The organism is Caballeronia sp. GAWG1-1 (assembly GCF_023631465.1).
In the GTDB taxonomy this organism is placed as follows: Bacteria; Pseudomonadota; Gammaproteobacteria; order Burkholderiales; family Burkholderiaceae; genus Caballeronia.
The window spans coordinates 169134-192611 of the sequence record NZ_JALQDB010000011.1; the positions used below are offsets into that span (position 1 = coordinate 169134).

Below are 23478 nucleotides of genomic sequence, written 5' to 3' on the forward strand. Positions count from 1 at the left end.
TGCTTAAGAAAATGGAGTTGATCTGATGTATTGGCGGCACGAGTGAATTCAACGCCGGTCGCGGCGCCTAACCGCGCGCCAGCACGACCACGCCGAGCAGAATGATGCCGATGCCGATCAGCCGCTGCAGCGACAGCACCTCGCCGAACAAATACCATGCCGCGAAGGCGTTGACGACATAGCCGAGCGAGAGCATCGGATAGGCGATCGACACATCCACGCGCGACAGGCCGACGATCCACACGCCCACGCTCAGCACATAGCAGGCAAGGCCGCCGATGATCGGCCATTGCGTCGCGATCCTGAAACCGACCGGCAGAATGTTGCTCGCCGTGAGTTCGAAGTGTCCGACGGCGTTGACGCCCGCCTTCAGCAGCAACTGCGCGCACGCGTTCAACAATACGCCGATGAGGATACAAGCGAAGGAAATCGGATTCATTGCGGATTAGTCGCGGGTTGGCGCCTGGTTGATCGTGCCGACGGTCTTGCTGGTCTCACACGATAAGGAAAAAGCCGGGCCGCCACAACGGGGTTGGCCGAACGGTCGTGCAATCCGCTTGCGCGCGTGGCACGCACTGTGTCAGACGTGATGCCGCGCAAGGTGGCAGAGTGCGCCATCACGGTTGCGGTTTCTCGACGATCACTCGGCGCGCGTCGCGGGCGATGACCTGCATCGGCACATGGCGGGCGGCGAGGTCGTCGTAGCGGCCAGGCGGCATCAGCGCGAGCGCATACGGTTGCGAGTCCCAAAGCTTGACCCATTGGTCGATGCTCGGCACCCACTTCCGCGGCTCCGTCTGCACGCCGAAGGTGAGTTCGTCGGCTTCCTGCACCATGATCATCGGCTGATCGAGATAGAACGGCATGGTGTGATCGAGCTTGGCGATCGAGTAAAAGGGCGTGCCGGGCGGGAGTTTCGCCATCGCGGCTTTCACGGCCGGCACGAGCTTGACGCCCGAGCTGTCGGTGCCGAAAACGTCGTGACCCGTTCCCGCGATGGTGCCGAGCAGCAGCCACGCCGCGCCCAGCCCTGCCGCGCCCGCAAGCACGTTCCGGCGATTGAGCCAGAGCGCCGTGAGCGTCACGACGAACGCCACCGCCAGTCCCGCATAAACCCATATCTGGAACGCGCGATACAGCGCATTGGGCGTATTCGCGCTGCCCGCCCGGCCGATGAAGATCGCGCCGAACGCCGCGGCGATCAGGAACACCGCATAGCCGATCAGATGCATGCGATAACGCGGCTTCGTCAGCGACGGCAGATAAAGCCCGAAGACGAGCGCGAGCGCCGGTGCAATCGGCAAGACATAGGACAGCAGCTTCGAATGCGAGGCGCTGAAGAACAGAAAAATGAACGCGGACCAGACGAGCAGCATGGTCACGGGCGCGAATCCGTTGGGCTGGCGCGGCGTCTTGAGACCGTGGCGCACGCTCTGGAACGCGATCGACAGCCACGGCAGAAAGCCGACGATGAGCACCGGCACGAAGTAATAGAACGGTCCGGGACGGTTCTGCTCGGGCGTCAGATAGCGCTTGAACTGCTGCACGATGAAGAAGAAATTGAAGAACTCGGGGTTCTTCATCTGCACGAGCACGAACCACGGCGCGACGACGATCAGGAACACGATCAGCCCGCTGCCGATATAAAGCCGCTTCCAGAGCGCCCAGTCGCGCGCCACGAGCGAGTAGATGATCAGCACCGCGCCCGGCAGGATCACGCCGACGAGCCCCTTGGAGAGCATGGCCGCGCCCATCGCCGCCCAGCAAAGCCACATCCAGAGCCGCACTTCGCGCACGGCCAGCCCTGGGCGTTGCGCGAGCAAAAGCGCGCAGAGCGTGAGGCCCATCCAGAACGACAGGCCCATGTCGAGCGTGTTGAAGTGCCCCATCAGGTTCCAGTACGGGCAGGTCGCGAGAATCACGGCGGCCGCGAAGCCCGTCATTGCGTTGAAGACCCGCGCGCCCGTGTAGCCGACCATCAGCACGCCCGCGAAGCCGCAAAGCGCCGTATAGAACCGCGCCTGCCATTCGCCGACGCCGAACCACGCAAAGGTCAGCGCGTTCGCCCAGGTCTGCAGCGGCGGTTTCTCGAAGTATTTGTAGCCGTTGTAGCGCGGGGTGATCCAGTCGCCGGTGACGAACATTTCGCGCGCCATTTCGGCGTAGCGGCCCTCGTCGCTCGGCACGAGATGCCTGAGCCCGAGCGGCCCGAACCAGATGACGGCCAGCGCGACGACGAGAAGAATGAGTGAGAGACGCGTGAGCGGTAGCCGCGAAGGCGTATCGTTCATGAAGTCGACCTGTTCGATGCCGCCATGCGCGGCGCTTGTGAATGAGTGGCGCAACCGGCCGCGCGGGGCGCGAAGCCGTCGCTTGCGTGCAGGCTCGCATGAGCGCCGGACTGGCCGTGGCGCACGCTGTGTTACCGCCTTTCAGGCTCGGCGCAACGTTCGCCGGGCGGGAGTGTATCGCACTGCCAGGCCGGATTCGTCAAATTGGCGCACGCCGGGCGCCGCGACGCCAGCGCGTGCGCCAAAGAGGCGCCTGTCGCCGAAGTATTGCGGCGCATCCTTAGCCGAGCCTTAGTTTCCGCTCATTCCTCGATCAGCAGTGCGGCGGCCACGCGCCGGCCTTCGGACATCAATATGTTGTAGGTGCGGCAGGCAGCGCCGATATCCATCGTTTCCACGCCAATACGATGCTTGGTCAACGCTGCCGTGAGCCGCGGATGCGGAAAGCGCAATCTGGAACCGCTGCCGAAGATGACCACTTCGGGCGCGGCTTTCACGAGTTCCTCGAAATGCTCGGGCGCGAGCGCGTCGAACGATGCCACCGGCCATTTGACGACGGGCGCCTCGGGCATGACGATCACGCTGCCCTCATGGCGTTCGAGATTGATCGCGACGAAGTCGTCTCCGTAGCTCGTGATGGTGTTGAGCGCGCCGCTGGAGTCTTGATGAAGTTTCAAAACGATGGTCCGGCAAGGAAAGGAGTAAAACCCGGCATCCGCCGTACGCGGCTGAAAAAAAGCGCGAGAAGGCGGCGGAAAACGCACCAAAAGGCGCTTCGCGCCAGTGTTTGGTGCATTGCGGAACCGGGCCATAATCAGTAAATTATAACTTTCCAGCCGCGCGGACCGCTCGCGCGGCCCCCGTTGCGCTCGCGTGCCGCCACAAGCCGCCTTCGACACGCAATCCGTACCGTTACGCCTGCGCCCCTATCCGGCGCGGTGTTCCTCGCCCAGGGTTCAAAATCCCGAGAAGCGGCGGCAGTCCAGTAACATGCCGTAGTCTGCCGCAGCTCGTCGCCATCCCGCGTCACTTCGTGTCATCTCGCTTCGCGTGCGCGTTCCAGAAGCGGACACGAACCGCCGGAGCATCGACCGAAGCACCTGCTGCATCGAAACGCCGAAACGACAGAACGCCAAAACGAATCCTTAAAACGAATCCACCAGACAGCCCAAACACAAGAGCCGCGCCCGTGAAACCGATTCTCAAATCCAACAAGCTGCAAAACGTCTGCTACGACATTCGCGGGCCCGTGCTCGAACACGCGAAGCGTCTCGAAGAAGAAGGGCATCGCATCATCAAGCTCAATATCGGCAATCTGGCGCCGTTCGGTTTCGAAGCGCCGGACGAGATCATTCAGGACATGATCCGCAATCTGCCGGGTTCGTCGGGCTATTCGGATTCGAAGGGCGTATTCGCCGCGCGCAAGGCGATCATGCATTACACGCAGCAAAAGGGCGTGACGGGCGTGACGCTCGACGACATTTTCATCGGCAACGGCGCGTCGGAACTTATCGTCATGGCCATGCAGGCGCTTCTGAACGATGGCGACGAGGTGTTGCTGCCCGCGCCCGACTATCCGCTCTGGACGGCCGCGGTAAGTCTTTCGGCCGGCACGCCGCGTCACTACATGTGCGACGAAGGCAATGGCTGGATGCCCGATCTCGACGACATCCGCTCGAAGATCACCGCCAACACCAAGGCGCTCGTCGTCATCAACCCGAACAATCCGACGGGCGCGCTGTATTCGGACGAACTGCTGCTCGAACTGATCGACATTGCGCGCGAACACGGCCTGATCATTTTCGCGGACGAGGTCTACGACAAGATCGTCTACGACGGCATGACGCACACGTCCATGGCCGCGCTTTCCGAGGACGTGCTTACCGTCACATTCAACAGTCTCTCGAAGAGTTACCGTTCGTGCGGTTATCGCGCGGGCTGGATGGCCGTGTCGGGCCTCATCGAGGAAAATCGCCGTCGCGCGAAAGACTATCTCGAAGGTCTGGGCATTCTCGCGTCCATGCGCTTGTGCCCGAACGTGCCTGGCCAATACGCCATCCAGACGGCGCTCGGCGGTTATCAGAGCATCAACGACCTGATCGTGCCGGGCGGGCGGCTGTTCAAACAGCGCGAGCTCGCCTATGACATGCTCACGGCCATTCCGGGCGTCACGTGCGTGAAACCGCAGGCCGCGCTGTATATGTTCCCGAAGCTCGATCCCAAGATGTACCCGATCGAAAACGATCAGCAATTCATCACCGACCTGCTGCTCGAAGAACGCGTGCTGCTCGTGCAAGGCACGGGCTTCAACTGGCCGACGCCGGATCACTTCCGCGTGGTCTTCCTGCCGAACCTCGACGATCTGGCCGACTCGATCAACCGCATCGCGCGCTTTCTCGACGGCTATCGCAAACGTCACTCCGCTTAACTTTTCTTAGAAGACTCACGCTGTATGGAACCGATCAAAGTAGGACTGTTGGGCTTCGGCACGGTGGGCAGCGGCACCTTCACGGTGCTGCGCCGCAATCAGGAAGAAATCAGGCGCCGCGCGGGACGAGGCATCGAGATCGCGCGCATTGCCGTGCGTACACCGTCGAAGGTGCAAGCGGCAGCCGACGTGGCGGTCACCGACGACTTCCTCGCCGTCGTCGACGACCCGGCGATATCCATCGTTTGCGAAATGATCGGCGGCACGGGCTTCGCGCGCGAATTGGTGCTGCGCGCCATCGCCAACGGCAAACACGTGGTCACGGCGAACAAGGCACTGCTCGCGGTGCACGGCACGGAGATTTTCGAAGCCGCGCACGCGAAGGGCGTGATGGTTGCGTTCGAAGCAGCGGTGGCGGGCGGCATTCCAATCATCAAGGCGCTTCGCGAGGGCCTGAGCGCGAACCGTATCGAATACATCGCGGGCATCATCAACGGCACGACGAACTACATTCTTTCGGAGATGCGTGACCGCGGGCTGGACTTCGCGACCGCGTTGAAGGGCGCGCAGGATCTGGGTTACGCGGAGGCCGATCCCACTTTCGACATCGAAGGCGTCGACGCCGCGCACAAGGTGACGATCATGAGCGCGATCGCGTTCGGCGTGCCGGTGCAGTTCGACCGCGCGTACGTGGAAGGCATCAGCAAGCTCGCGGCCATCGACATTCGTTACGCGGAGGATCTCGGCTATCGCATCAAGCTGCTCGGCATCGCGCGGCGCACGGAGAAGGGCATCGAGTTGCGCACGCACCCCACGCTGGTGCCGGCCAAGCGTCTGCTCGCCAACGTCGAAGGCGCGATGAATGCGGTCGTCGTGCATGGCGATGCGGTCGGCACGACGCTCTACTACGGCAAGGGCGCGGGCGCGGAGCCGACGGCGTCGGCCGTGGTCGCCGATCTCGTGGATGTCACGCGTCTGCATACGGCCGACCCGGAGCATCGCGTGCCGCATCTGGCCTTCCAGCCGGGCAGTCTGGCGAACACGCCCATCCTGCCAATCGACGAAGTGACGAGCGGCTATTACTTGCGTTTGCGTGTCGCCGACGTGACGGGCGTGCTTGCCAACATCACGCGCATTCTCGCGGACAAGGGCATCTCCATCGACGCGTTGCTGCAGAAGGAATCGGAAGACGTCGGCGGCGAGCACAAGGGCGAGACGGACATCATCCTCATCACGCACGAGACGGTGGAAAAGAACGCGAACGCGGCGATCGCCCAGATCGAAGCGCTTTCCACGGTCGTCTCCAAGGTGACGAAACTGCGCATGGCAACGCTGAATTAAGCACAGGAACGCGACATGAACTACATCTCGACGCGCGGCGCCGGCTCGAACGAGCGCCACACGTTCTCGGACATCTTGCTCGGCGGTCTCGCGAAGGACGGCGGTCTGTATCTGCCGGCGGAATATCCGCGCGTTTCGGCCGATGAACTCGCGCGCTGGCGCACTCTGTCCTATGCGGATCTCGCCTTCGAAGTGCTGTCGAAATTCAGCGATGACATTCCCGCCGACGACCTGCGTTCGCTTACGCGCAAGACTTACGTCGCGCAGGTCTACAGCAACGTGCGCCACGAAGAAAGCGCCGCGCAGATCACGCCGCTGAAGACGCTGGGCATGGAGAACGGCACGCCGCTGTCGTTGCTGGAACTGTCGAATGGTCCGACGCTCGCCTTCAAAGACATGGCAATGCAACTACTCGGCAATCTCTTCGAGTACGCATTGGAAAAGCACGGCGAAACGCTCAACATTCTCGGTGCAACGTCGGGCGATACCGGCAGCGCCGCCGAATATGCCATGCGCGGCAAGACCGGCGTGCGTGTGTTCATGCTCTCGCCGCATAAAAAGATGAGTGCGTTTCAGACGGCGCAGATGTTTTCGCTGCAAGACCCGAACATCTTCAACCTCGCGGTCGAAGGCAATTTCGACCATTGCCAGGACATCGTGAAGGCCGTATCGAACGATCACGCCTACAAGGCGAAGCACAAGATCGGCACGGTCAATTCGATCAACTGGGCGCGCGTGGTCGCGCAAGTCGTGTACTACTTCAAGGGCTATTTTGCCGCGACGAAGAGCAACGACGAGCGCGTGTCGTTCACGGTGCCGTCGGGCAACTTCGGCAACGTCTGCGCGGGGCATATCGCGCGCATGATGGGTCTGCCAATCGATCAGCTCGTGGTCGCCACCAACGAAAACGACGTGCTCGACGAATTCTTCCGCACGGGCATCTATCGCGTGCGCGGCGCGGACGAGACGTATCACACGACCAGCCCGAGCATGGATATTTCGAAGGCGTCGAACTTCGAGCGTTTTGTGTACGACCTGCTCGGCCGCGACCCGGCGCGCGTGCTACAACTGTTCCGCGACGTCGACGAGAAGGGCGGCTTCGATCTCGCGGCGAGCGGCGACTTTGCGCGGGTGAAGCAATTCGGCTTCGTGTCGGGCAAGAGCGATCACGACGACCGCGTGAACACCATTCGCGATGTGTTCGAGCGTTACGGCACGATGATCGACACGCACACCGCCGACGGCGTGAAGGTTGCTCGCGAGAACCTCAAACCCGGCGTGCCGATGATCGTGCTCGAGACCGCGCAGCCGATCAAATTCGGCGAGACCATCCGCGAGGCGTTGAACCGCGAGCCGGAGCGTCCCGTCGCGTTCGTGGGACTTGAAAAACTGCCACAAAGGTTCGATATCGTTCCTGCGGATGCAGCCGTGGTGAAGGCGTTTATCGCTGAACGGACTTGAAGCGCATCCGCCGCGCGCGGATCGAGAGCGGTTGAGCGCGGGGCGCGGCCGGTTCGGCCAGCGCCCCGATGTTTTTTGATCCGCGTAATCTGCCGGAATGCCAAGGCTCATGCCGCTCCCGGCCAGAATCGCCACCAAAATCTGCTAAAATCATAGGTTTTTCGCCGTACATCATTCAAAGGACGCGCCGTGCTGTCTACCGCCAATATCACCATGCAATTCGGGCCCAAGCCCCTCTTCGAGAACATCTCGGTCAAGTTCGGCGAGGGAAACCGCTATGGCTTGATCGGCGCGAACGGCTGCGGCAAGTCGACCTTCATGAAGATCCTGGGTGGCGATCTGGAGCCGAGTTCGGGCAACGTCATGCTCGAGCCGAACGTGCGTCTGGGCAAGCTGCGTCAGGACCAGTTCGCGTATGAAGACATGCGCGTGCTCGATGTGGTCATGATGGGTCACACCGAAATGTGGGCCGCGATGACCGAGCGCGACGCGATCTACGCGAACCCCGACGCCACCGACGACGACTACATGCGCGCCGCCGACCTCGAAGCGAAGTTCGCCGAATACGACGGCTATACGGCCGAAGCGCGCGCGGGCGAATTGTTGCTTGGCATCGGCATCGATATCGCCGATCACAATGGCCCGATGAGCAACGTTGCGCCAGGCTGGAAACTGCGCGTGCTGCTGGCGCAGGCGCTGTTCTCGAAACCGGACGTGCTGTTGCTGGACGAGCCGACCAACAACCTGGACATCAACTCGATCCGTTGGCTGGAAGACGTGCTCAACCAGTACAACTCGACGATGATCATCATCTCGCACGATCGACACTTCCTGAACCAGGTCTGCACGCACATGGCGGACATGGATTACGGCACGCTCAAGCTCTGGCCGGGCAACTACGACGACTACATGCTGGCGAGCACGCAGGCGCGCGAGCGTCAGCAGAACGCGAACGCGAAGGCGAAGGAACGCGTGGCCGACCTGCAGGACTTCGTGCGCCGCTTCTCGGCGAACAAGTCGAAGGCGCGTCAGGCGACCAGCCGTCTCAAGATGATCGACAAGATCAAGATCGAGGAATTCAAGCCGTCGTCGCGGCAGAATCCGTTTATCCGCTTCGAGTTCGAGAAGAAGCTGCACAACATCGCGGTGGTGGCCGAGGGCATCACGAAGAAGTACGACCGCCCGATCTTTCAGAACTTCAGCCTGAGCGTGCAGCCGGGCGAGCGGATCGCCATCATCGGCGAAAACGGCGCGGGCAAGACCACGCTTCTGAAGTCGCTCAGGGGCGCGCTCGACCTGGACGGCGGCCGCGTGAAGTGGGCGGAGAACGCGAACGTCGGCTACATGCCGCAGGACACTTACGAAGAGTTTCCGAAGGACGAGACGCTAACCGACTGGGTCGACCAGTATCGTCAGGAAGGCGATGACGACCAGATGGTGCGCGGCACGCTCGGGCGCCTGCTCTTCAACGCGGACGACATCAAGAAGAACGTCAAGGTGCTGTCGGGCGGCGAGAAGGGCCGCATGATCTGGGGCAAGCTCATGCTCGGCCGCCATAACGTGCTGCTCATGGACGAGCCGACCAACCACATGGACATGGAGTCCATCGAATCGCTGCAGATTGCACTCGACAAGTTCGAAGGCACGCTGATCTTCGTGTCGCATGACCGCGAGTTCGTGAGCGGGCTGGCGAACCGCATCATCGAAGTGAAGACGGATGGCACATTGCGCGACTTCGGTGGGAATTACGAGGACTTCTTGTCGAGTCAGGGCATTCAGTAAAGCCGCAGTCGGCATTGCAAACAAAAGCCGCGCATACAGACGGATGCGCGGCTTTTTCATTGGTTACGGCGCTGGTTTTGTTGTGTCGGGAAACCAGCAACCCCGCATCGGCAGCCCATCCCGGGTTTCGCCATGACTGAGGCGGATGCTGCTCGTCCGGGTCCGCCAAAACCATTTTAGCCGAGCCGGTTCACGTTGGCTTCCTGAACCGCATCGCCGTCCCTTCACGCCTGATCCGCTCCCACACGGCCTGCTTCTCGGCATCGGAAAGAAACACCCAATTCGACACTTCACCCGCCGTGCGGCCGCAGCCTTTGCAGATGTCGTCGAAAAGCGTGGAGCACACGCCGATGCAGGGACTATCAGGAAGATCGTGGAGATTCGAAGACATGGATTCGTTGATTGCCGCGCGCGATGACCAAAGCCATGACGCGCGCATTGAAAGACATTAGCGGGCAATACTGTAGCCTATTCGCGCGATCCAGTGACGCCGCTGGTTGTAATCGAGGATATCTTCGCCGTAACCGTTGAAGTAGCTGGCAAACACATAACCGCCCCATGCGCTGCCGATCAGCTTAGCCAGCGGGTAGGTGAGCTGCGAATCCACGCTGCCATACCAGTGCTTCGTGCCCTTGCGCAAGGTCGTCGCGAGCTGCCAGCCATCCGGGCTGCCGTATTTGACCAGGAAGTCGGTGTAGCCGCGATAATCCGCGATGTCGTGATTCCCGCTTCTCGACAAGTAGTAATAGATCTTTGGCGAGATGGTCAGATGCTCGCCGTTCAGGTCGCCAAAATCCCACGTCGGCCGCACGAACATGATGTTGATCGCGCGCGATTCATCGCCGCTCTTGCCGTTCGATTCATGCCCGATACCCGCCGCCACGCCCATGCGCGTGAACAACGGACTCTTCACGCCCGTGTCTTCCACGTAGTAGAAAAGCTGCGGCTGATAGCTCGTATCGCGAAACGGGACGGACGGCGCGGAGAGGTTCCAGATGGTCGTCTGCGTGTACGCAAAGTAGAGATTGTCGAGGAAGCCGCGCGAGCGCGGGTCGTCCGGCAGATGCAGCCGGTATTTGAAGCTGAACTGGAACTTGGCGAGATTGTCGCCGTTTTCGCCATCGGCGAAGTACATCGGCTCGAAGGTCGAAAGGCGGCCGGACAGCATGGTGTCGATGGTCGTCGTCGGCACGGCCGTCGTGTTCGCGGCGGCGGTGGCGGTGGCCATTTGCGCGGGCGTCGTCGCCTGCGCTTCGCGTTTCTCGGCGGCGACCACCTGCGTCTGCGTATTGCCGCGGTTGAGCGTGACGAGCATGGGTGAAGCATCGAAGCCGACCGGATCGATCTTCATCGTGCCGCGCGCGCTTTCGGGCCACGCAGCCGTAAAGCGCACCCGGCGATACTGCCCAGGCGCGAGGCGCACATGGTCCGGCACCTTCGGATCGCGGGCGAGCGTGAGTGGCGCAGGCGGCAGATCGCCATTGGTGAGATTCACCGTCAGTTGCTTCGGCACATCGATGGAAAGCGGTTTGCTACCGTCATCGGTATAAAGCAGCGTGATTTCGAGCGGCTGCGACGCCGCCGCTTCGCGTGCCGGTTGCAGCACGGAGACAGTGGCATGCGCCGTGCTCGCTGCACTCAGCGTGGCAAGTGCGAACGTCGCGGCGCGCAGACGGCGCCGAGCGCCGGTTTGGGCATGAGCCGCACGAAGGAGTGTCGGCAAAACAAACGAATTTGGACGATGCATCGGGTAGTTTGGCGTTTTGTTGTCGGGGTGTGCGGCAGGGCTGCTGACGCGGCGCGCTGTGCCGAGTCATTGGTTGGGCACTCGCACTATCACGCTTGCAGGCATTTCTTGCTCGAGCCCGCGGGAGGATTGCCCAGGCGCCGACGCCGATACCAACGCCTTTCGCTCAGACCGAACCCACCATCTGCCACAACAGCGCGCCATTGAGTGCAAGAATCAGTCCTGCACAAGCCCAGGCAAGTGCAAGCGGCACGCGGGCGACGCGCCAGCGTCCCATGAGACCGGCATCGGAAGCGAAGCGCACGAGCGGAATCACTGCCAGCGGTAATTGCAGACTCAGCACGACCTGAGTCGCGACGAGCAGTGTATTCGAACCGTGCTGCCCGAAGCTCGCGACGGCGAAAAGCGCTGGGCCGATGGCAAGCGAACGCGTCAAGAGCGCCCGCGCCCAGCGCGCCATCTCCAGATGCAGGAAGCCCTCCATCACTGCCTGACCGGCGAGCGTGCCCGTGACCGTCGCGTTCAAGCCGCACGCGAGCAGGGCGGCGGCGAACGCAATGCCCGCCCAGTGGCTTCCCACGAGCGGTGCGATGAGCCGATGCGCGTCCGCGAGATCATCGACATCGAAGTGGCCGCTTGCATGAAACACCGACGCGGCCACCACCAGTAACGAGGCATTGACGATAAACGCCAGCCCGAGCGATGCGAACGTATCGATATTCACGCCCTTGAGCGCGCGGCCGATGGTTGCGTCGTCGTGGTGAGGGGCGTGTTCCTTCACCAGCGCCGAGTGCAGATAAAGGTTGTGCGGCATGACGGTCGCGCCCAGCACGCCGGCGGCGAGCCAGAGCATGCCGGCATCGCGCAGAAGCTCGCGCGGGGGCGCGAAGCCACGCACGGCATCGCTCCAGACGGGATGCGCCAGTGCCAGTTCGACGACGAAACAGAAGCCGACGAAAAGGATCATCGCCGTGATGGCACGCTGGAGCGGCCGCTGTCCACGGCTTTGCAACGCGAGCATGATGAAAGTGCCGACCGCCGAGAACAACACGCCTGCGGTCAGCGAGACGCCGAACAGCATCTGCAAGGCGACCGCGCTGCCGACGACTTCGGCCACGTCGCACGCGATGATGGCGATTTCGCACGCGAGCCACAGCACGAGCGTCGTGCGGCGGCTATAGCGCTCGCGGCACAACTGCGCGAGATCGCGGCCGGTGACGACGCCCACGCGCGACGCCACCCATTGCAGCAGCATGCCCATGAGACTCGCGAGCAGCACGACGAAGAGCAACTGATAGCCGTAACGCGCGCCACCCGCCAGCGCCGTCGCCCAGTTGCCCGGGTCCATGTAGCCGACCGCGACGAGCGAACCCGCGCCGACGAACGTGTACCAGCGGCCGCGCGGCGCGCGGGGCCGGTCTTGACGATTGCCGGATTGAGGCGGTACGTCGGGCTCGGTAGCCGAAAGCTGCGCAAGCGCGGACGGATTGGTGTTCATGCGGTCGGTTGCCTTGAATAGCGTTGCAACAGCGCTGTGTGTCACGGCTTTTGAAGCCGCGGCACGAGCGCACGCGTTGCCGGTTGAGAATGCGTGGGAAAAATCAACGCACATCCGAATTGGCTAGCAACGAGTGTTCCGCTGGCTATTCGTCAGGCAAGGAATTGGGCTCAACCCGTGCCGTCGCGCCGCTCTTCTGTCTTTACGAGCGACGGTCGCACCCGGATGCCTCAAGTCCCTTCCATCGATAATGACATTTCGCGATGCTTTCGCGGCGTGGTTCCCTTTGACGAGTGTGGTTTTATCAGGTGTCGCATGGCGTCATTAGACGCTAAAATGCGCGCACTTTCGGTACAGCAGATCAATGAACCGTGGCACGGGCAGGCCTTATGACCAGGCGGCTGCCCTCGACGCACGTGAGATTCGCGCGACAAGCCGGACATTATTTTTGTCGTGCTTCGGTTTAATGGTAGTTTTCGGGTTTTTATGGGTTCGCGGGCCGTTCCTTGAGAGCCGGGCCCGACACGACGCCGTCGACAGTCGGAACAAGGGAGAAACGAGATGAACGAGAAACTGGCGGCCCCCGTGGCCAAGCTGGCCAAATTCGCGGGCGCGCTGGCGTGCGCGGCGACGCTGTTGCCGCTGATGTCCCTCACGGCATCGGCGAAAGACACGCAGCTCAACGTGTACAACTGGTCGGATTACATCGCCAAGGACACGATCCCCAACTTCACCAAGCAAACCGGCGTCAAGGTGAAGTACGACAACTACGACAGCGACGACACGTTGCAGGCCAAACTGCTGACGGGCAATTCGGGCTATGACATCGTCGTGCCGACGAGCAACTACGCGGGCAAGCAGATCGCGGCAAACATTTTCGCGCCGCTCGACAAGTCCAAGCTGCCGAACCTCAAGTATCTCGATCCCGAACTGATGAAGCTCGTGGAAGGCGCGGACCCCGGCAACAAGTACACGGTGCCCTGGGCGTACGGCACGACCGGCCTCGGCTATAACGTCGACAAGGTAAAGAAGATACTCGGCGCGAACGTCGAACTCAATAACTGGGACATTCTCTTCAAGCCCGAGAACATTTCGAAGCTGAAGGCGTGCGGCGTGTCCGTGCTGGATGCGCCCGACCAGATGTTCGCCGCCGCGCTGCATTACATCGGAAAGGACCCGATGAGCACGAATCCCGCCGATTATCGCGAGGCGCTCGCGATGCTCAAGAAGATTCGCCCGTACATCACGCAATTCAACTCGTCGGGCTATATCAACGACCTGGTGGGCGGCGACGTGTGCTTCACCTACGGCTGGTCGGGCGATGTCGTCATTGCCAAGCATCGCGCCGTGGACGCGAAGAAGGCTTACAAGATCGAGTACTACATTCCGAAGGGCGGCGCGCCGGTGTGGTTCGACGTGATGGCCATTCCGAAGGACGCGAAGAACAAGGACGCCGCGCACGAGTGGATCAACTACATCGAGACGCCGCAGGTGCATGCCGCGATCACGAATGCGGTGTATTACCCGAGCGCGAACCTCGAAGCGCGCAAGTACGTCGACAAGGACGTGGCGAACGATCCGGCTGTCTATCCGCCGCAGGATGTCATCAAGACGCTGTTCCTGCTCAAGCCGTTGCCGCCCGAAATCCAGCGTCTGCAGACGCGCTTGTGGACCGAACTCAAATCCGGCCGCTAGTTAGCAAAAGCGGGTTATGCTTTGAACCGACGAAGCCCCTGGACCTCCGGGGGCTTTGTTCGTGATCGTCGCGTAGCCGGGCAGACGAAGTCATCGATGAAGGACAAGTTGCGGGAGTCGAACAGGCAATCATGAGTGAGCAGTCGAGCGCGTTGAAGGCAGCGCCTAATTCCGGCAGACAAGCGCCGGACAATTTTCCGTCCACCGGACTCGTGTCGGACGACAACTTCGTGCAGGTCGTCGGCGTCGTGAAAAAGTTCGGCGAGACGGTGGCCGTGAGGGGCGTCGACCTGTCGGTTGCGAAGGGCGAACTGTTTGCGCTGCTCGGTAGTTCCGGCTGCGGCAAGTCCACGCTGTTGCGCATGCTCGCCGGGCTCGAGACCGTCACCGAAGGGCAGATTCTGATCGAAGGCGAAGACCTCGCGCAGATGCCGCCGTATCGCCGGCCGGTGAACATGATGTTTCAGTCCTACGCGCTCTTTCCGCACATGAGCGTGGAATCGAACGTCGCATTCGGTTTGAAGCAGGAAGGTGTGCGCGGTGGCGAACTCAAGGAGCGCGTGCAAGCCGCGCTCGAACTCGTGCAGATGGGCCAGTATGCGAAGCGCAAGCCGCATCAGTTGTCGGGCGGCCAGCAGCAGCGCGTGGCGCTCGCGCGCAGCCTCGTCAAGCGTCCCAAGCTGCTCTTGCTCGACGAACCCATGTCCGCGCTCGACAAGCAGATTCGCCAGCGCACGCAGATGGAACTCGTCAACATCCTCGATCAGGTGGGCGTCACCTGCATCATGGTCACGCACGATCAGGAAGAGGCGATGACCATGGCCGGGCGCCTCGCCGTGATGAGCGAAGGGCGTATCGTGCAGATCGGCACGCCGCACGAGGTCTACGAGTATCCGAACAGCCGCTTCTCGGCGCAGTTCATCGGTTCGACCAATCTCTTCGACGGCAACGTGGTCGAGGACGAGCCAGACCATATCTTCGTGGAGTCGCCGGAACTGCCGGTCAGGCTCTATGTGAACCACGGCATTACCGGGCCGCTCGGCATGCCGGTGACCATCTCGGTGCGCCCGGAACGTATCGCGCTCATGAGAAAGCCGCCCGAGGGCGCGTTCAACTGGGGCCGCGGGCATGTGACGAATATCGCTTACATGGGCGGCTACACGCTCTATCACGTGACGCTCGAAAGCGGCAAGACGGTGGTCGCGAACGTATCGAGCCTCGCGCTCGGCGAAATCGATTCCCCCACTTTCGACGATGAAGTCTACGTGCGCTGGAGCGCGTCGGCGGGCGTGGTGCTGACGGCATGATGATGAAACTGCTCGACCGCATGGGCGTGAGCGGCCGCACCGCGGTCATCGCCGGGCCGTTCCTGTGGCTGTTGCTGCTATTTTTCGTGCCGTTCCTGCTCGTCGTGAAGATCAGCTTCGCGGACAGCCAGCTCGGCATTCCCCCGTACACGGATATCGTGGCGTTGAAAGAGGGCGTGCTGAATATCGCGCTCGATTTCTCGCACTACGCGTTTCTCGTCACCGACAGCCTGTACTTCGCGACCTACATGAATTCGCTGCTGGTCGCGGCGGTTTCGACCTTGCTGTGCCTCGTGATCGGCTATCCGATGGCGTATTACATCGCGCGGGCGAATCCGGCCTCGCGCAATCTGCTGATGATGGCCGTCATGCTGCCGTTCTGGACGTCGTTCCTGATACGCGTCTACGCGTGGATCGGCATTCTCAAGAACAACGGCTTGCTCAACAACTTCCTGATGTCGATCGGCCTCATCCATTCGCCAATCGAGCTTTATCACACGAATGTCGCGGTTTATATCGGCATGGTGTATTCGTACTTGCCGTTTCTCGTCATGCCGCTTTACGCGCATCTCGTGAAGATGGATCTCACCTTGCTCGAAGCCGCTTACGATCTCGGCGCCAAGCCCTGGAAGGCGTTCCTGCAGATTACCTTGCCGCTGTCGAAGAACGGGATTATCGCCGGATGTCTGCTCGTGTTCATTCCGGCGGTGGGCGAATACGTCATTCCCGAGTTGCTCGGCGGCGCGGATACCTTGATGATCGGCCGCGTCATGTGGAACGAGTTCTTCGATAACGCCGACTGGCCGATGGCATCCTCAGTCACCTGCGCGATGGTGCTCCTCCTGCTCGTGCCGATGGCGCTTTTCCAGCACTTCCAGGCGAAGCAACTGGAGGAGAAACGATGATCAAGCCGAGCCGTCCGCTGCAGATCACCGCGCTCGGAATCGGGTTCGCGTTTCTGTATATCCCCATCCTCAGTCTGATCGTTTATTCGTTCAACGAGTCGCAGCTCGTCACCGTGTGGACGGAGTTTTCGCTGCGCTGGTACAAGGCGCTCTGGTACGACGACGAGCTTATCGCGGCGGCATGGCTGTCGTTGCGCATCGCGTTTCTGACGGCGTGCGCGTCGGTCGTGATCGGCACGTGGGCGGGGTTCGTGCTCGCGCGCATGGGCCGCTTTCGCGGCTTCACGCTCTACACGGGCATGATCAACGCGCCGCTCGTGATTCCCGAGGTCATTCAGGGCATCTCGTTGCTGCTGCTTTTCGTGGAGATGGCCAAGCTGATCGGCTGGCCGGCGGGGCGCGGGCTCTTCACCATCTGGATTGGCCACGTGATGCTGTGCATCTCGTATGTGGCGATCATCGTGGAGTCACGCGTGCGGGAGCTGAATCCGTCGCTGGAAGAGGCCGCGCTCGATCTCGGCGCGACACCGCTGCGCGTGTTCTTCGCGATCACGCTGCCGCTGATATCGCAGGCGCTCGTGGCGGGTTGGCTGCTGTCGTTCACCTTGTCGATCGACGATCTCGTGCTTTCCGCGTTTCTGTCGGGACCGGGATCGACCACGCTGCCACTCGTCGTGTTTTCGCGCGTGCGGCTGGGGCTGAATCCGGAGATGAATGCGCTCGCGACGTTGTTCATCGCGCTGGTGACGGTCGGGGTGATCGCCGCGAATTACTTCATGCAACGCAATGAGCGCAGAAGGCTGGCCGAGGTGCTGTGAACGCAGGCGCGTTAGTCTGCTCTCGTTGACGAGGAACCGCGAGAGCCGCGCTTTTCCGCGTGTTCGCCTGAACACGGCAAGCGCCGCTTCAAGCCGCCTTTTACCTACGATGTCACTGTGAGCATCGAGCAATTGCCAGATGCTTCGGTTCCACGCAGCGCCTGCAATGGCACTCATGTACTCGCCAAATGCGTCGCGAACGTCGCCGGGTCCGTGTTGGCTCCGCACAGCAACACGCCCACGCGCTTGCCTTGCAGCCGCTCGCGCAACGGTCCGAGCAGCGCAGCGGTCGCCGCCGCGCACGCCGGTTCCACAGCCAGCTTCAGTTCGTTGAACAACTGCCGCATGCCGTGCCGCAACGCGTCGTCCGATACGGTGACGATCTCGTCGATATGTCGCCTGCACAGTTCATAGCTGTATTGTTCGGTATGCGGCGCCATCAATGAATCGGCGATGCTGTGCAGGGAACTCAGCTTGATCGTGTGATTGGCGGCGAAGCTGCGGCTCATCGCATCCGCGCCTTCCGGTTCCACGCCATAGACATGCAGCGAAGGGTTGGCGAGACGCATGGCGGTCGAAACGCCGGCGGACAGCCCGCCACCGCCGATTGGCAGGATGACCGCATCGAGATCCGGCGCCTGCGACGTCCACTCGTAACCGAGCGTCGCCGTGCCCAGCACCGTTCGATAACCATTGAACGGATGCACGAAGAAGCGTCCTTCCTCGGCCTCGATGCGCCGCACGATCTCGAAGGCCTCGATCACATTTTCCGCCAGCACGACTTCCGCGCCGAAGCGCCGGCAAAGCGCGATGCGCGTCGGACTGGCGTTCTTCGTGATGACCACCTTCGCGCCCACTTCCATGCGCTGCGCCGCGTAAGCCACCGCGACCGCATGATTGCCCGCCGACACGCACGTCACGCCTGCCGCGCGTTCGCTGTCGGTGAGCGCGAGGATGTTCGAGAACGCGCCACGCGCCTTGAACGTGCCGCTTGCCTGCAGCAGCTCGAACTTGAACGTGACGGGTGTGCCTTCGAGCGTCGGAAAATCGTGCCGCTCGAAGATCGGCGTGCGCGCTACCCAGGGCGTGAGCGCCATATGCTGCTCGGCGATCTCGTCGAGGGTCGGAATGGGCGTGCCGTCGATCGTATGGTCGGAATGCGTTGCTGTGGACATGGCTCGATGGATCGTACGACGGTCGATGACTAGCGCGCCTGTGCTTCGACCGACATGCTATGGATGAATTTGCCGAGAAACGCTTCGCAAGCGACGAGTTGGTCGAGCGACACGTATTCGTTCGCCTTGTGCGCCTGTTCGATGTTGCCCGGTCCGCACACGATGCTCGGCACGCCCGCAATCGCGAAAAGTCCCGCTTCGGTGCCGTAAGCGACCTTGCGCTTCTCCTGATTCTCGGTGAGCGCGCGCACGAGTTGCGTGATGGCGGCCTGCTCGGTGGCGTCGAGTCCGGGCGCGGCGGCGATCTTCGAAAATTCGATGGCCGCGTTCTCGTGCTCCTTCTGCATTTTCGGCAAGAGCGTGTCGCGCGCGAACGCTTCGATGCGCTTGAAGATAGGGTCCGGGTCGATGGTCGGCAAGTTGCGGAATTCGAAGTCGAAAGTGCATTCCGCGGGCACGGTGTTGAGCGCGTTGCCGCCCTTGATCGTGCTCGTCTGCGCGGTGGTGAAGGGTACGTCGTAGAACTCGTCGAACGGGCCCTTGGCGCGGAATTCATCGGCGACGTCGCGAATGAAGCAGATGAGGCGCGCGGCGTACTCGATCGAATTCAGCCCCTTCGGCGTAAGCGACGAATGCGCCGCAAAGCCACGCACGCAGCAGCGGAACGCGTTGATGCCCTTGTGCGCGATGACCGGGCGCATGGAAGTCGGTTCGCCGACGATACAGCCATCCGGATTGACGCCGCGCTTTTGCAAGTCGGCGATCATGAGCGGCGCGCCCGCGCAGCCTACTTCTTCATCGAACGAAAGCGCGAAGTGGATCGGCTTGGCGAGCTTTGTCGCCTGCATCTTCGGCAGCATTGTGAGCGCCGCGCCGATGAACCCCTTCATGTCGCAGGTGCCGCGACCGTAGAGCAGACCATCGCGGATTTCGGGCTTGAAAGGATCGCTTTTCCAATTTTGACCGTCGACCGGCACCACGTCGGTGTGTCCCGACAGCACGATGCCGCCGTTTGTCTGACCGTCGTGCGCGGGCACCGTGGCGAAGAGATTGGCCCACTGGCCGCGTGAATCGGTCGTGATGCTGGCTTCGACACCCGCCTTGCGCAGTTCGTCGCGCACGGTTTCGATGAGGCCGAGGTTGGGATTGCGGCTGACTGTATCGAAGGAAACGAGACGTTCGATCCAAGGCAAGGATTGAGGCGTGGCGGAGGTCGTGGCTTGTTGCGCCTCAGCGGCGATTTGGGACATTTTTCGCTCCTGCGGGGTAGAAGCCGATCATAGCCGAAACCACGCTTGCTGACCTTCCGGTCAATATATGCGCTGCGGCATGGCTCCCGCCACTGCCTTTCAAAGAGCGGCATGACGGGGTGCGTCGGGCGCGGCGCTTGATCCTTCTTCCGGTCGATGCGCGCGCCGTGCCTCCCGTCGATACCAACACGCCGGATGAACCTAACGCGCCACGGCCGCCGACTGCCGCACCGGCGCGCCGAGCGCGCGCAACGTTTCCTTCACCGTGGCAATGCGCACCGCGAGATCGGGGCTGCGCGTTTCGATGCGCAACTTGTCCTGTCCCGCGAGCTTGATGTGCTTGTTCTTCTGCACCATCTCGATGATCTTCATGGCATCGACAGGCGGATTCGGCACGAACTGCAAGCCGATGGAACTCTCGTTGGCGTCGATCTTCGAGATACCGAGCGGCTTCGCCGCAAGCCGCAACCGATGCGTCTCCACGAGCGCATGCGCTTGCGGCGGCAACTTGCCGAAGCGGTCGACGAGCTCTTCGAGAATGCCGTCGATGGCATCGCTCGATTCGCAGTTCGCAAGCCGCTTGTAGAGCGAAAGACGCTCTTGTACGTCCGCGCAATAGTCGGCGGGCAAGATGGCCGGTGCGTGCAGATTGATCTCGGTCGTGGCGGCGAGCGGCGCGTTGAGATCCGGCTCGCGGCCTTCCTTCAGTGCGCGCACGGCGTCGTTGAGCATGTCGGTGTAAAGCTGAAAACCGATCTCGTGAATCTCGCCCGATTGCTTGTCGCCGAGCACTTCGCCCGTGCCGCGAATCTCGAGGTCGTGCATGGCCAGATAGAAGCCCGAGCCGAGTTCCTCCATCTGCTGAATGGCTTCGAGCCGGCGCTGCGCCTGCTTGGTCAGCGACTGCGGGTCGTGCACGAGCAGATACGCATAAGCCTGATGGTGCGAACGCCCGACACGCCCGCGCAATTGGTGCAGCTGCGCGAGTCCGAACTTGTCCGAGCGATGCATGATGATGGTGTTCGCGCTCGGCACGTCGATACCCGTTTCGATGATGGTCGTGCACAGCAGCACGTTCGCGCGCTGGCCGACGAAATCGCGCATCACGCGTTCGAGTTCGCGCTCGTGCATCTGGCCGTGCGCCACGGCAATGCGCGCTTCGGGCACGAGTGCTTCGAGCATGGAACGGCGATTCTCGATGGTTTCCACTTCGTTATGCAGGAAGTAGACTTGCCCGCCGCGTTTCAGCTCGCGCAGCATGGCTTCGCGAATGACGCCGTCTTCCTCGCGCCGCACGAAGGTCTTGATGGCAAGGCGCTTCTGCGGCGCGGTCGCGATCACGGAGAAGTCGCGCAGGCCTTCGAGCGCCATGCCGAGCGTGCGTGGAATGGGCGTCGCGGTGAGCGTGAGTACATCCACTTCCGCACGCAACGCCTTGAGCGCTTCCTTCTGCCGCACACCGAAGCGATGTTCCTCGTCGATGATCACGAGCCCGAGCCGCTTGAACTTCACATCCGACGACAACAGCTTGTGCGTGCCGATGACGATATCCACACTGCCTTCGTTGATCTGCGCGATAGACTGCGTGACTTCCTTCGAACTCTTGAAGCGAGACAGTTCAGCAATCCGCACGGGCCAGTCGGAAAAGCGGTCGGTGAAGGTCTGCGTATGCTGTTCGGCGAGCAGCGTGGTGGGGGAAAGAATCGCCACTTGCTTGCCCGCCATCACCGCGATGAACGCCGCGCGCAAGGCCACTTCCGTCTTGCCGAAGCCGACATCGCCGCACACGAGCCGATCCATCGGCTTGCCGCTCGTCATGTCGCCGATCACCGCGGCAATCGCGGCGCCCTGGTCGGGCGTTTCCTCGAAGCCGAAGCTCTCGGCGAACTTCACGTAGTCGCGTGGATCGAGCTTGAACGCGTAACCTTCGCGCGCGGCGCGGCGGGCGTAGAGGTTGAGCAGTTCGGCTGCGGTATCGCGAATCTGCTGCGCGGCCTTGCGTTTGGCTTTTTCCCATTGGCCCGAACCGAGCGTGTGGAGCGGGGCGCTTTCGGGATCGGCGCCGCTATAGCGCGAGATCACATGCAACAGCGCGACGGGCACGTAGAGCTTGGCGTCGTTCTGGTATTCGAGGTGCAGAAATTCGGTTTCGCCTTCGCCGAGGTCCATGGACACGAGACCCATGTATCGGCCGATGCCATGCTGCGCGTGCACCACCGGATCGCCGATTTTCAATTCGGCGAGATCGCGCACCATCGAATCGACATTGCTCGCCTGTTCCTGGCGGCGGCGTCCTGCGCGGCGCGCGAGCGGCCCGTAGAGCTCGGTCTCGGTGACGATAGACAGCTTCGCTTCCGGCAACGAAAAACCGTTCGCGAGCGGCGCTATGCCGAGCGTGAATTTGGCATCCGCGCCGAGCCATTCCTGGAACGTGTCGCGCAGTTCGCCGCGCAAGCCGTTATCGACGAGCAATTGCTGGATGGCTTCGCGCCGTCCCGCCGATTCCGCGACCAGCATCACGCGGTTTTCGGTCTGCTCCAGATAATGGCGCAGCGCGAGCAACGGTTCGTCCGCGTGGCGGTCGATAGCAAGCCCTGGCAGCGGCACGGCCCAGCCGCCTTCGGGCGACGCCGGGAACTTCAGTTGCGCGAATGGCTTGGCGAACGTGAAAAAGTCGTCGTCGCTGAGAAAGAGGCGGCGCGGTTCGAGCAAAGGCCGCTCGCGATCATGCGAAAGAAAGTTGTAGCGCTGCTTCGTGTCGGCCGTGAAGCGTTTGATCGCGGCGTCCATGTCGCCGACGAACGCGAGTTGCGAGTTCTCCGGCAGATAGTGAAAGAGGGTTGCGGTGTCGTCAAAGAAGAGCGGCAAGTAATATTCGATGCCCGCCGACGGCACGCCGCTGCCGATGTCCTTGTAAATCTGCGAGCGGCTCGGATCGCCCTCGAACACTTCGCGCCAGCGGCTGCGAAACGCGGTGCGCGCGGCTTCGTCGAACGGAAATTCGCGGCCCGGCAAGAGGCGCACGTCGCGCACGGGATACAGGCTGCGTTGCGTGTCGGGATCGAAGGCGCGGATGGAATCGACCTGATCGTCGAACAAGTCGAGGCGATACGGCAGCGGCGAGCCCATTGGATAAAGGTCGATCAGCGAGCCGCGCACGCAATATTCGCCGGGACGCACGACCTGACTCACGTGCTCGTAACCCGCGAGCGTCAACTGCGCCTTGAGCTTGCTTTCGTCGAGGCGCTCGCCCTGCGTAAATGAAAACGTGTAAGCCGCGAGAAACGACGCGGGCGGCATGCGATAAAGCGCCGTGGTCGCCGGCACGAGCAGGATGTCGCAACGTCCTTCGCCGAGATCGTGCAGCGTCGCGAGACGCTCGGACACGAGGTCTTGATGCGGCGAGAACGTGTCGTACGGCAGCGTTTCCCAGTCCGGCAAGAGACGCACGCGGGCATCCGGCGCGAAGTAGGGGATTTCGGTTGCGAGGCGTTGCGCATCGACCGCGCTTGCGCAGAGCACCGTCAAGAGCCGCACGGACTCGCGATTAGCCGTGTAATAACGCGCGATGGCGAGGGCATCGGATGAACCGGGCGCGCCGTCGAAGACAAAGCGCTGACCCGCCTTCACGAGCGGGATGGGAGAACTGGACTGCGCGTTGACGGCTTTCGAGGACATATATATGCAATTAACCGTCGGCTCTTTCGCCCTCTTCGAGGACGCGCCGGACGTGGTCGCTAAAGACCTATTATAAAATCCGGGCTCCACTTTGACCTGGCT

General features: G+C 62.0%; 17 protein-coding genes. 8 read left to right on the forward strand and 9 right to left on the reverse strand.

Annotation, left to right across the window (positions count from 1 at the left end):
• Window positions 1–67: 67 nt before the first annotated feature.
• From NCT03_RS07260 to NCT03_RS07270, 3 genes are all read right to left on the reverse strand, one after another.
• On the reverse strand, window positions 68–439 hold the full coding sequence (locus NCT03_RS07260) for an SMR family transporter (RefSeq protein ID WP_244825204.1): 372 nt from the start codon (window positions 437–439) through the stop codon (window positions 68–70).
• A 178-nt stretch (window positions 440–617) separates the two neighbouring features.
• A complete protein-coding gene (locus NCT03_RS07265) occupies window positions 618–2291 on the reverse strand; it encodes a glycosyltransferase family 39 protein (protein WP_250492356.1) in 1674 nt (557 codons plus the stop codon).
• A 302-nt stretch (window positions 2292–2593) separates the two neighbouring features.
• Window positions 2594–2968: an Mth938-like domain-containing protein gene (locus NCT03_RS07270; protein WP_244825202.1), complete on the reverse strand. Its 375-nt coding sequence runs from the start codon at window positions 2966–2968 to the stop codon at window positions 2594–2596.
• Between the two features lie 512 nt (window positions 2969–3480).
• On the opposite strand from NCT03_RS07270, the gene NCT03_RS07275 reads away from it, so the two are divergent.
• The 4 genes from NCT03_RS07275 (at window position 3481) to NCT03_RS07290 (ending at window position 9303) form a co-directional block, all read left to right on the forward strand.
• Complete coding sequence (locus NCT03_RS07275) at window positions 3481–4719, forward strand: pyridoxal phosphate-dependent aminotransferase (protein WP_244825201.1); 1239 nt, start codon at window positions 3481–3483, stop codon at window positions 4717–4719.
• 24 nt (window positions 4720–4743) lie between these two features.
• Window positions 4744–6060, forward strand: coding sequence for a homoserine dehydrogenase (locus NCT03_RS07280; RefSeq protein WP_250492357.1), 1317 nt, complete (start codon window positions 4744–4746; stop codon window positions 6058–6060).
• A 15-nt stretch (window positions 6061–6075) separates the two neighbouring features.
• Entirely contained in the window at window positions 6076–7521 is a 1446-nt protein-coding gene (thrC, locus tag NCT03_RS07285) for a threonine synthase (protein ID WP_244825199.1), read from the forward strand.
• Between the two features lie 189 nt (window positions 7522–7710).
• A complete protein-coding gene (locus NCT03_RS07290) occupies window positions 7711–9303 on the forward strand; it encodes an ABC-F family ATPase (protein ID WP_250464797.1) in 1593 nt (530 codons plus the stop codon).
• Window positions 9304–9493: 190 nt separating this feature from the next.
• Here the strand turns inward: NCT03_RS07290 and NCT03_RS07295 are convergent, their stop codons facing one another.
• The 3 genes from NCT03_RS07295 to NCT03_RS07305 all read right to left on the reverse strand — a co-directional run bounded on the left by NCT03_RS07295 (window position 9494) and on the right by NCT03_RS07305 (window position 12548).
• Window positions 9494–9694: a DUF1289 domain-containing protein gene (locus NCT03_RS07295; protein ID WP_244825197.1), complete on the reverse strand. Its 201-nt coding sequence runs from the start codon at window positions 9692–9694 to the stop codon at window positions 9494–9496.
• A gap of 57 nt (window positions 9695–9751) precedes the next feature.
• Window positions 9752–11050 (reverse strand): phospholipase A, encoded by a 1299-nt coding sequence (locus tag NCT03_RS07300; protein ID WP_370652115.1) that lies wholly within the window; start codon window positions 11048–11050, stop codon window positions 9752–9754.
• Between the two features lie 166 nt (window positions 11051–11216).
• Window positions 11217–12548: an Nramp family divalent metal transporter gene (locus NCT03_RS07305; RefSeq protein WP_250492358.1), complete on the reverse strand. Its 1332-nt coding sequence runs from the start codon at window positions 12546–12548 to the stop codon at window positions 11217–11219.
• 561 nt (window positions 12549–13109) lie between these two features.
• On the opposite strand from NCT03_RS07305, the gene NCT03_RS07310 reads away from it, so the two are divergent.
• The 4 genes from NCT03_RS07310 to NCT03_RS07325 all read left to right on the forward strand — a co-directional run bounded on the left by NCT03_RS07310 (window position 13110) and on the right by NCT03_RS07325 (window position 17273).
• Window positions 13110–14243 (forward strand): polyamine ABC transporter substrate-binding protein, encoded by a 1134-nt coding sequence (locus tag NCT03_RS07310; protein WP_250464805.1) that lies wholly within the window; start codon window positions 13110–13112, stop codon window positions 14241–14243.
• 131 nt (window positions 14244–14374) lie between these two features.
• Window positions 14375–15550, forward strand: coding sequence for an ABC transporter ATP-binding protein (locus NCT03_RS07315; protein ID WP_244827941.1), 1176 nt, complete (start codon window positions 14375–14377; stop codon window positions 15548–15550).
• Entirely contained in the window at window positions 15547–16455 is a 909-nt protein-coding gene (locus NCT03_RS07320; protein WP_250464810.1) for an ABC transporter permease subunit, read from the forward strand. Before NCT03_RS07315 ends, NCT03_RS07320 begins: the two co-directional genes overlap by 4 nt.
• Window positions 16455–17273 carry an ABC transporter permease subunit gene (locus tag NCT03_RS07325; RefSeq protein ID WP_244828036.1) on the forward strand — a complete coding sequence of 273 codons (819 nt, stop codon included), beginning with the start codon at window positions 16455–16457 and terminating at the stop codon, window positions 17271–17273. The genes NCT03_RS07320 and NCT03_RS07325 overlap by 1 nt, the downstream gene beginning before the upstream one ends.
• A 173-nt stretch (window positions 17274–17446) precedes the next feature.
• Here the strand turns inward: NCT03_RS07325 and NCT03_RS07330 are convergent, their stop codons facing one another.
• From NCT03_RS07330 to mfd, 3 genes are all read right to left on the reverse strand, one after another.
• The gene (locus NCT03_RS07330; protein ID WP_250492359.1) at window positions 17447–18448 is read right to left on the reverse strand and encodes a threonine/serine dehydratase family protein; all 1002 of its coding nucleotides are present in this window, start codon (window positions 18446–18448) and stop codon (window positions 17447–17449) included.
• Window positions 18449–18477: 29 nt separating this feature from the next.
• Window positions 18478–19698 (reverse strand): acetylornithine deacetylase, encoded by a 1221-nt coding sequence (argE, locus tag NCT03_RS07335; protein WP_244827938.1) that lies wholly within the window; start codon window positions 19696–19698, stop codon window positions 18478–18480.
• A 201-nt stretch (window positions 19699–19899) separates the two neighbouring features.
• Window positions 19900–23376, reverse strand: a complete 3477-nt coding sequence (gene mfd, locus NCT03_RS07340; RefSeq protein ID WP_244827937.1) for a transcription-repair coupling factor — start codon at window positions 23374–23376, stop codon at window positions 19900–19902.
• Window positions 23377–23478 lie beyond the last annotated feature (102 nt).

Bases quoted from the DNA above. Each gene is read 5' to 3' on its own strand.
- NCT03_RS07320 (WP_250464810.1), top strand. From the start codon at position 15,547: ATGATGATGAAACTGCTCGACCGCATGGGCGTGAGCGGCCGCACCGCG.
- NCT03_RS07260 (WP_244825204.1), bottom strand. From the start codon at position 439: ATGAATCCGATTTCCTTCGCTTGTATCCTCATCGGCGTATTGTTGAAC.
- NCT03_RS07310 (WP_250464805.1), top strand. From the start codon at position 13,110: ATGAACGAGAAACTGGCGGCCCCCGTGGCCAAGCTGGCCAAATTCGCG.
- thrC (WP_244825199.1), top strand. From the start codon at position 6,076: ATGAACTACATCTCGACGCGCGGCGCCGGCTCGAACGAGCGCCACACG.
- mfd (WP_244827937.1), bottom strand. From the start codon at position 23,376: ATGTCCTCGAAAGCCGTCAACGCGCAGTCCAGTTCTCCCATCCCGCTC.
- NCT03_RS07280 (WP_250492357.1), top strand. From the start codon at position 4,744: ATGGAACCGATCAAAGTAGGACTGTTGGGCTTCGGCACGGTGGGCAGC.
- NCT03_RS07305 (WP_250492358.1), bottom strand. From the start codon at position 12,548: ATGAACACCAATCCGTCCGCGCTTGCGCAGCTTTCGGCTACCGAGCCC.
- NCT03_RS07315 (WP_244827941.1), top strand. From the start codon at position 14,375: ATGAGTGAGCAGTCGAGCGCGTTGAAGGCAGCGCCTAATTCCGGCAGA.
- NCT03_RS07265 (WP_250492356.1), bottom strand. From the start codon at position 2,291: ATGAACGATACGCCTTCGCGGCTACCGCTCACGCGTCTCTCACTCATT.
- NCT03_RS07300 (WP_370652115.1), bottom strand. From the start codon at position 11,050: ATGCATCGTCCAAATTCGTTTGTTTTGCCGACACTCCTTCGTGCGGCT.
- NCT03_RS07330 (WP_250492359.1), bottom strand. From the start codon at position 18,448: ATGTCCACAGCAACGCATTCCGACCATACGATCGACGGCACGCCCATT.
- argE (WP_244827938.1), bottom strand. From the start codon at position 19,698: ATGTCCCAAATCGCCGCTGAGGCGCAACAAGCCACGACCTCCGCCACG.
- NCT03_RS07295 (WP_244825197.1), bottom strand. From the start codon at position 9,694: ATGTCTTCGAATCTCCACGATCTTCCTGATAGTCCCTGCATCGGCGTG.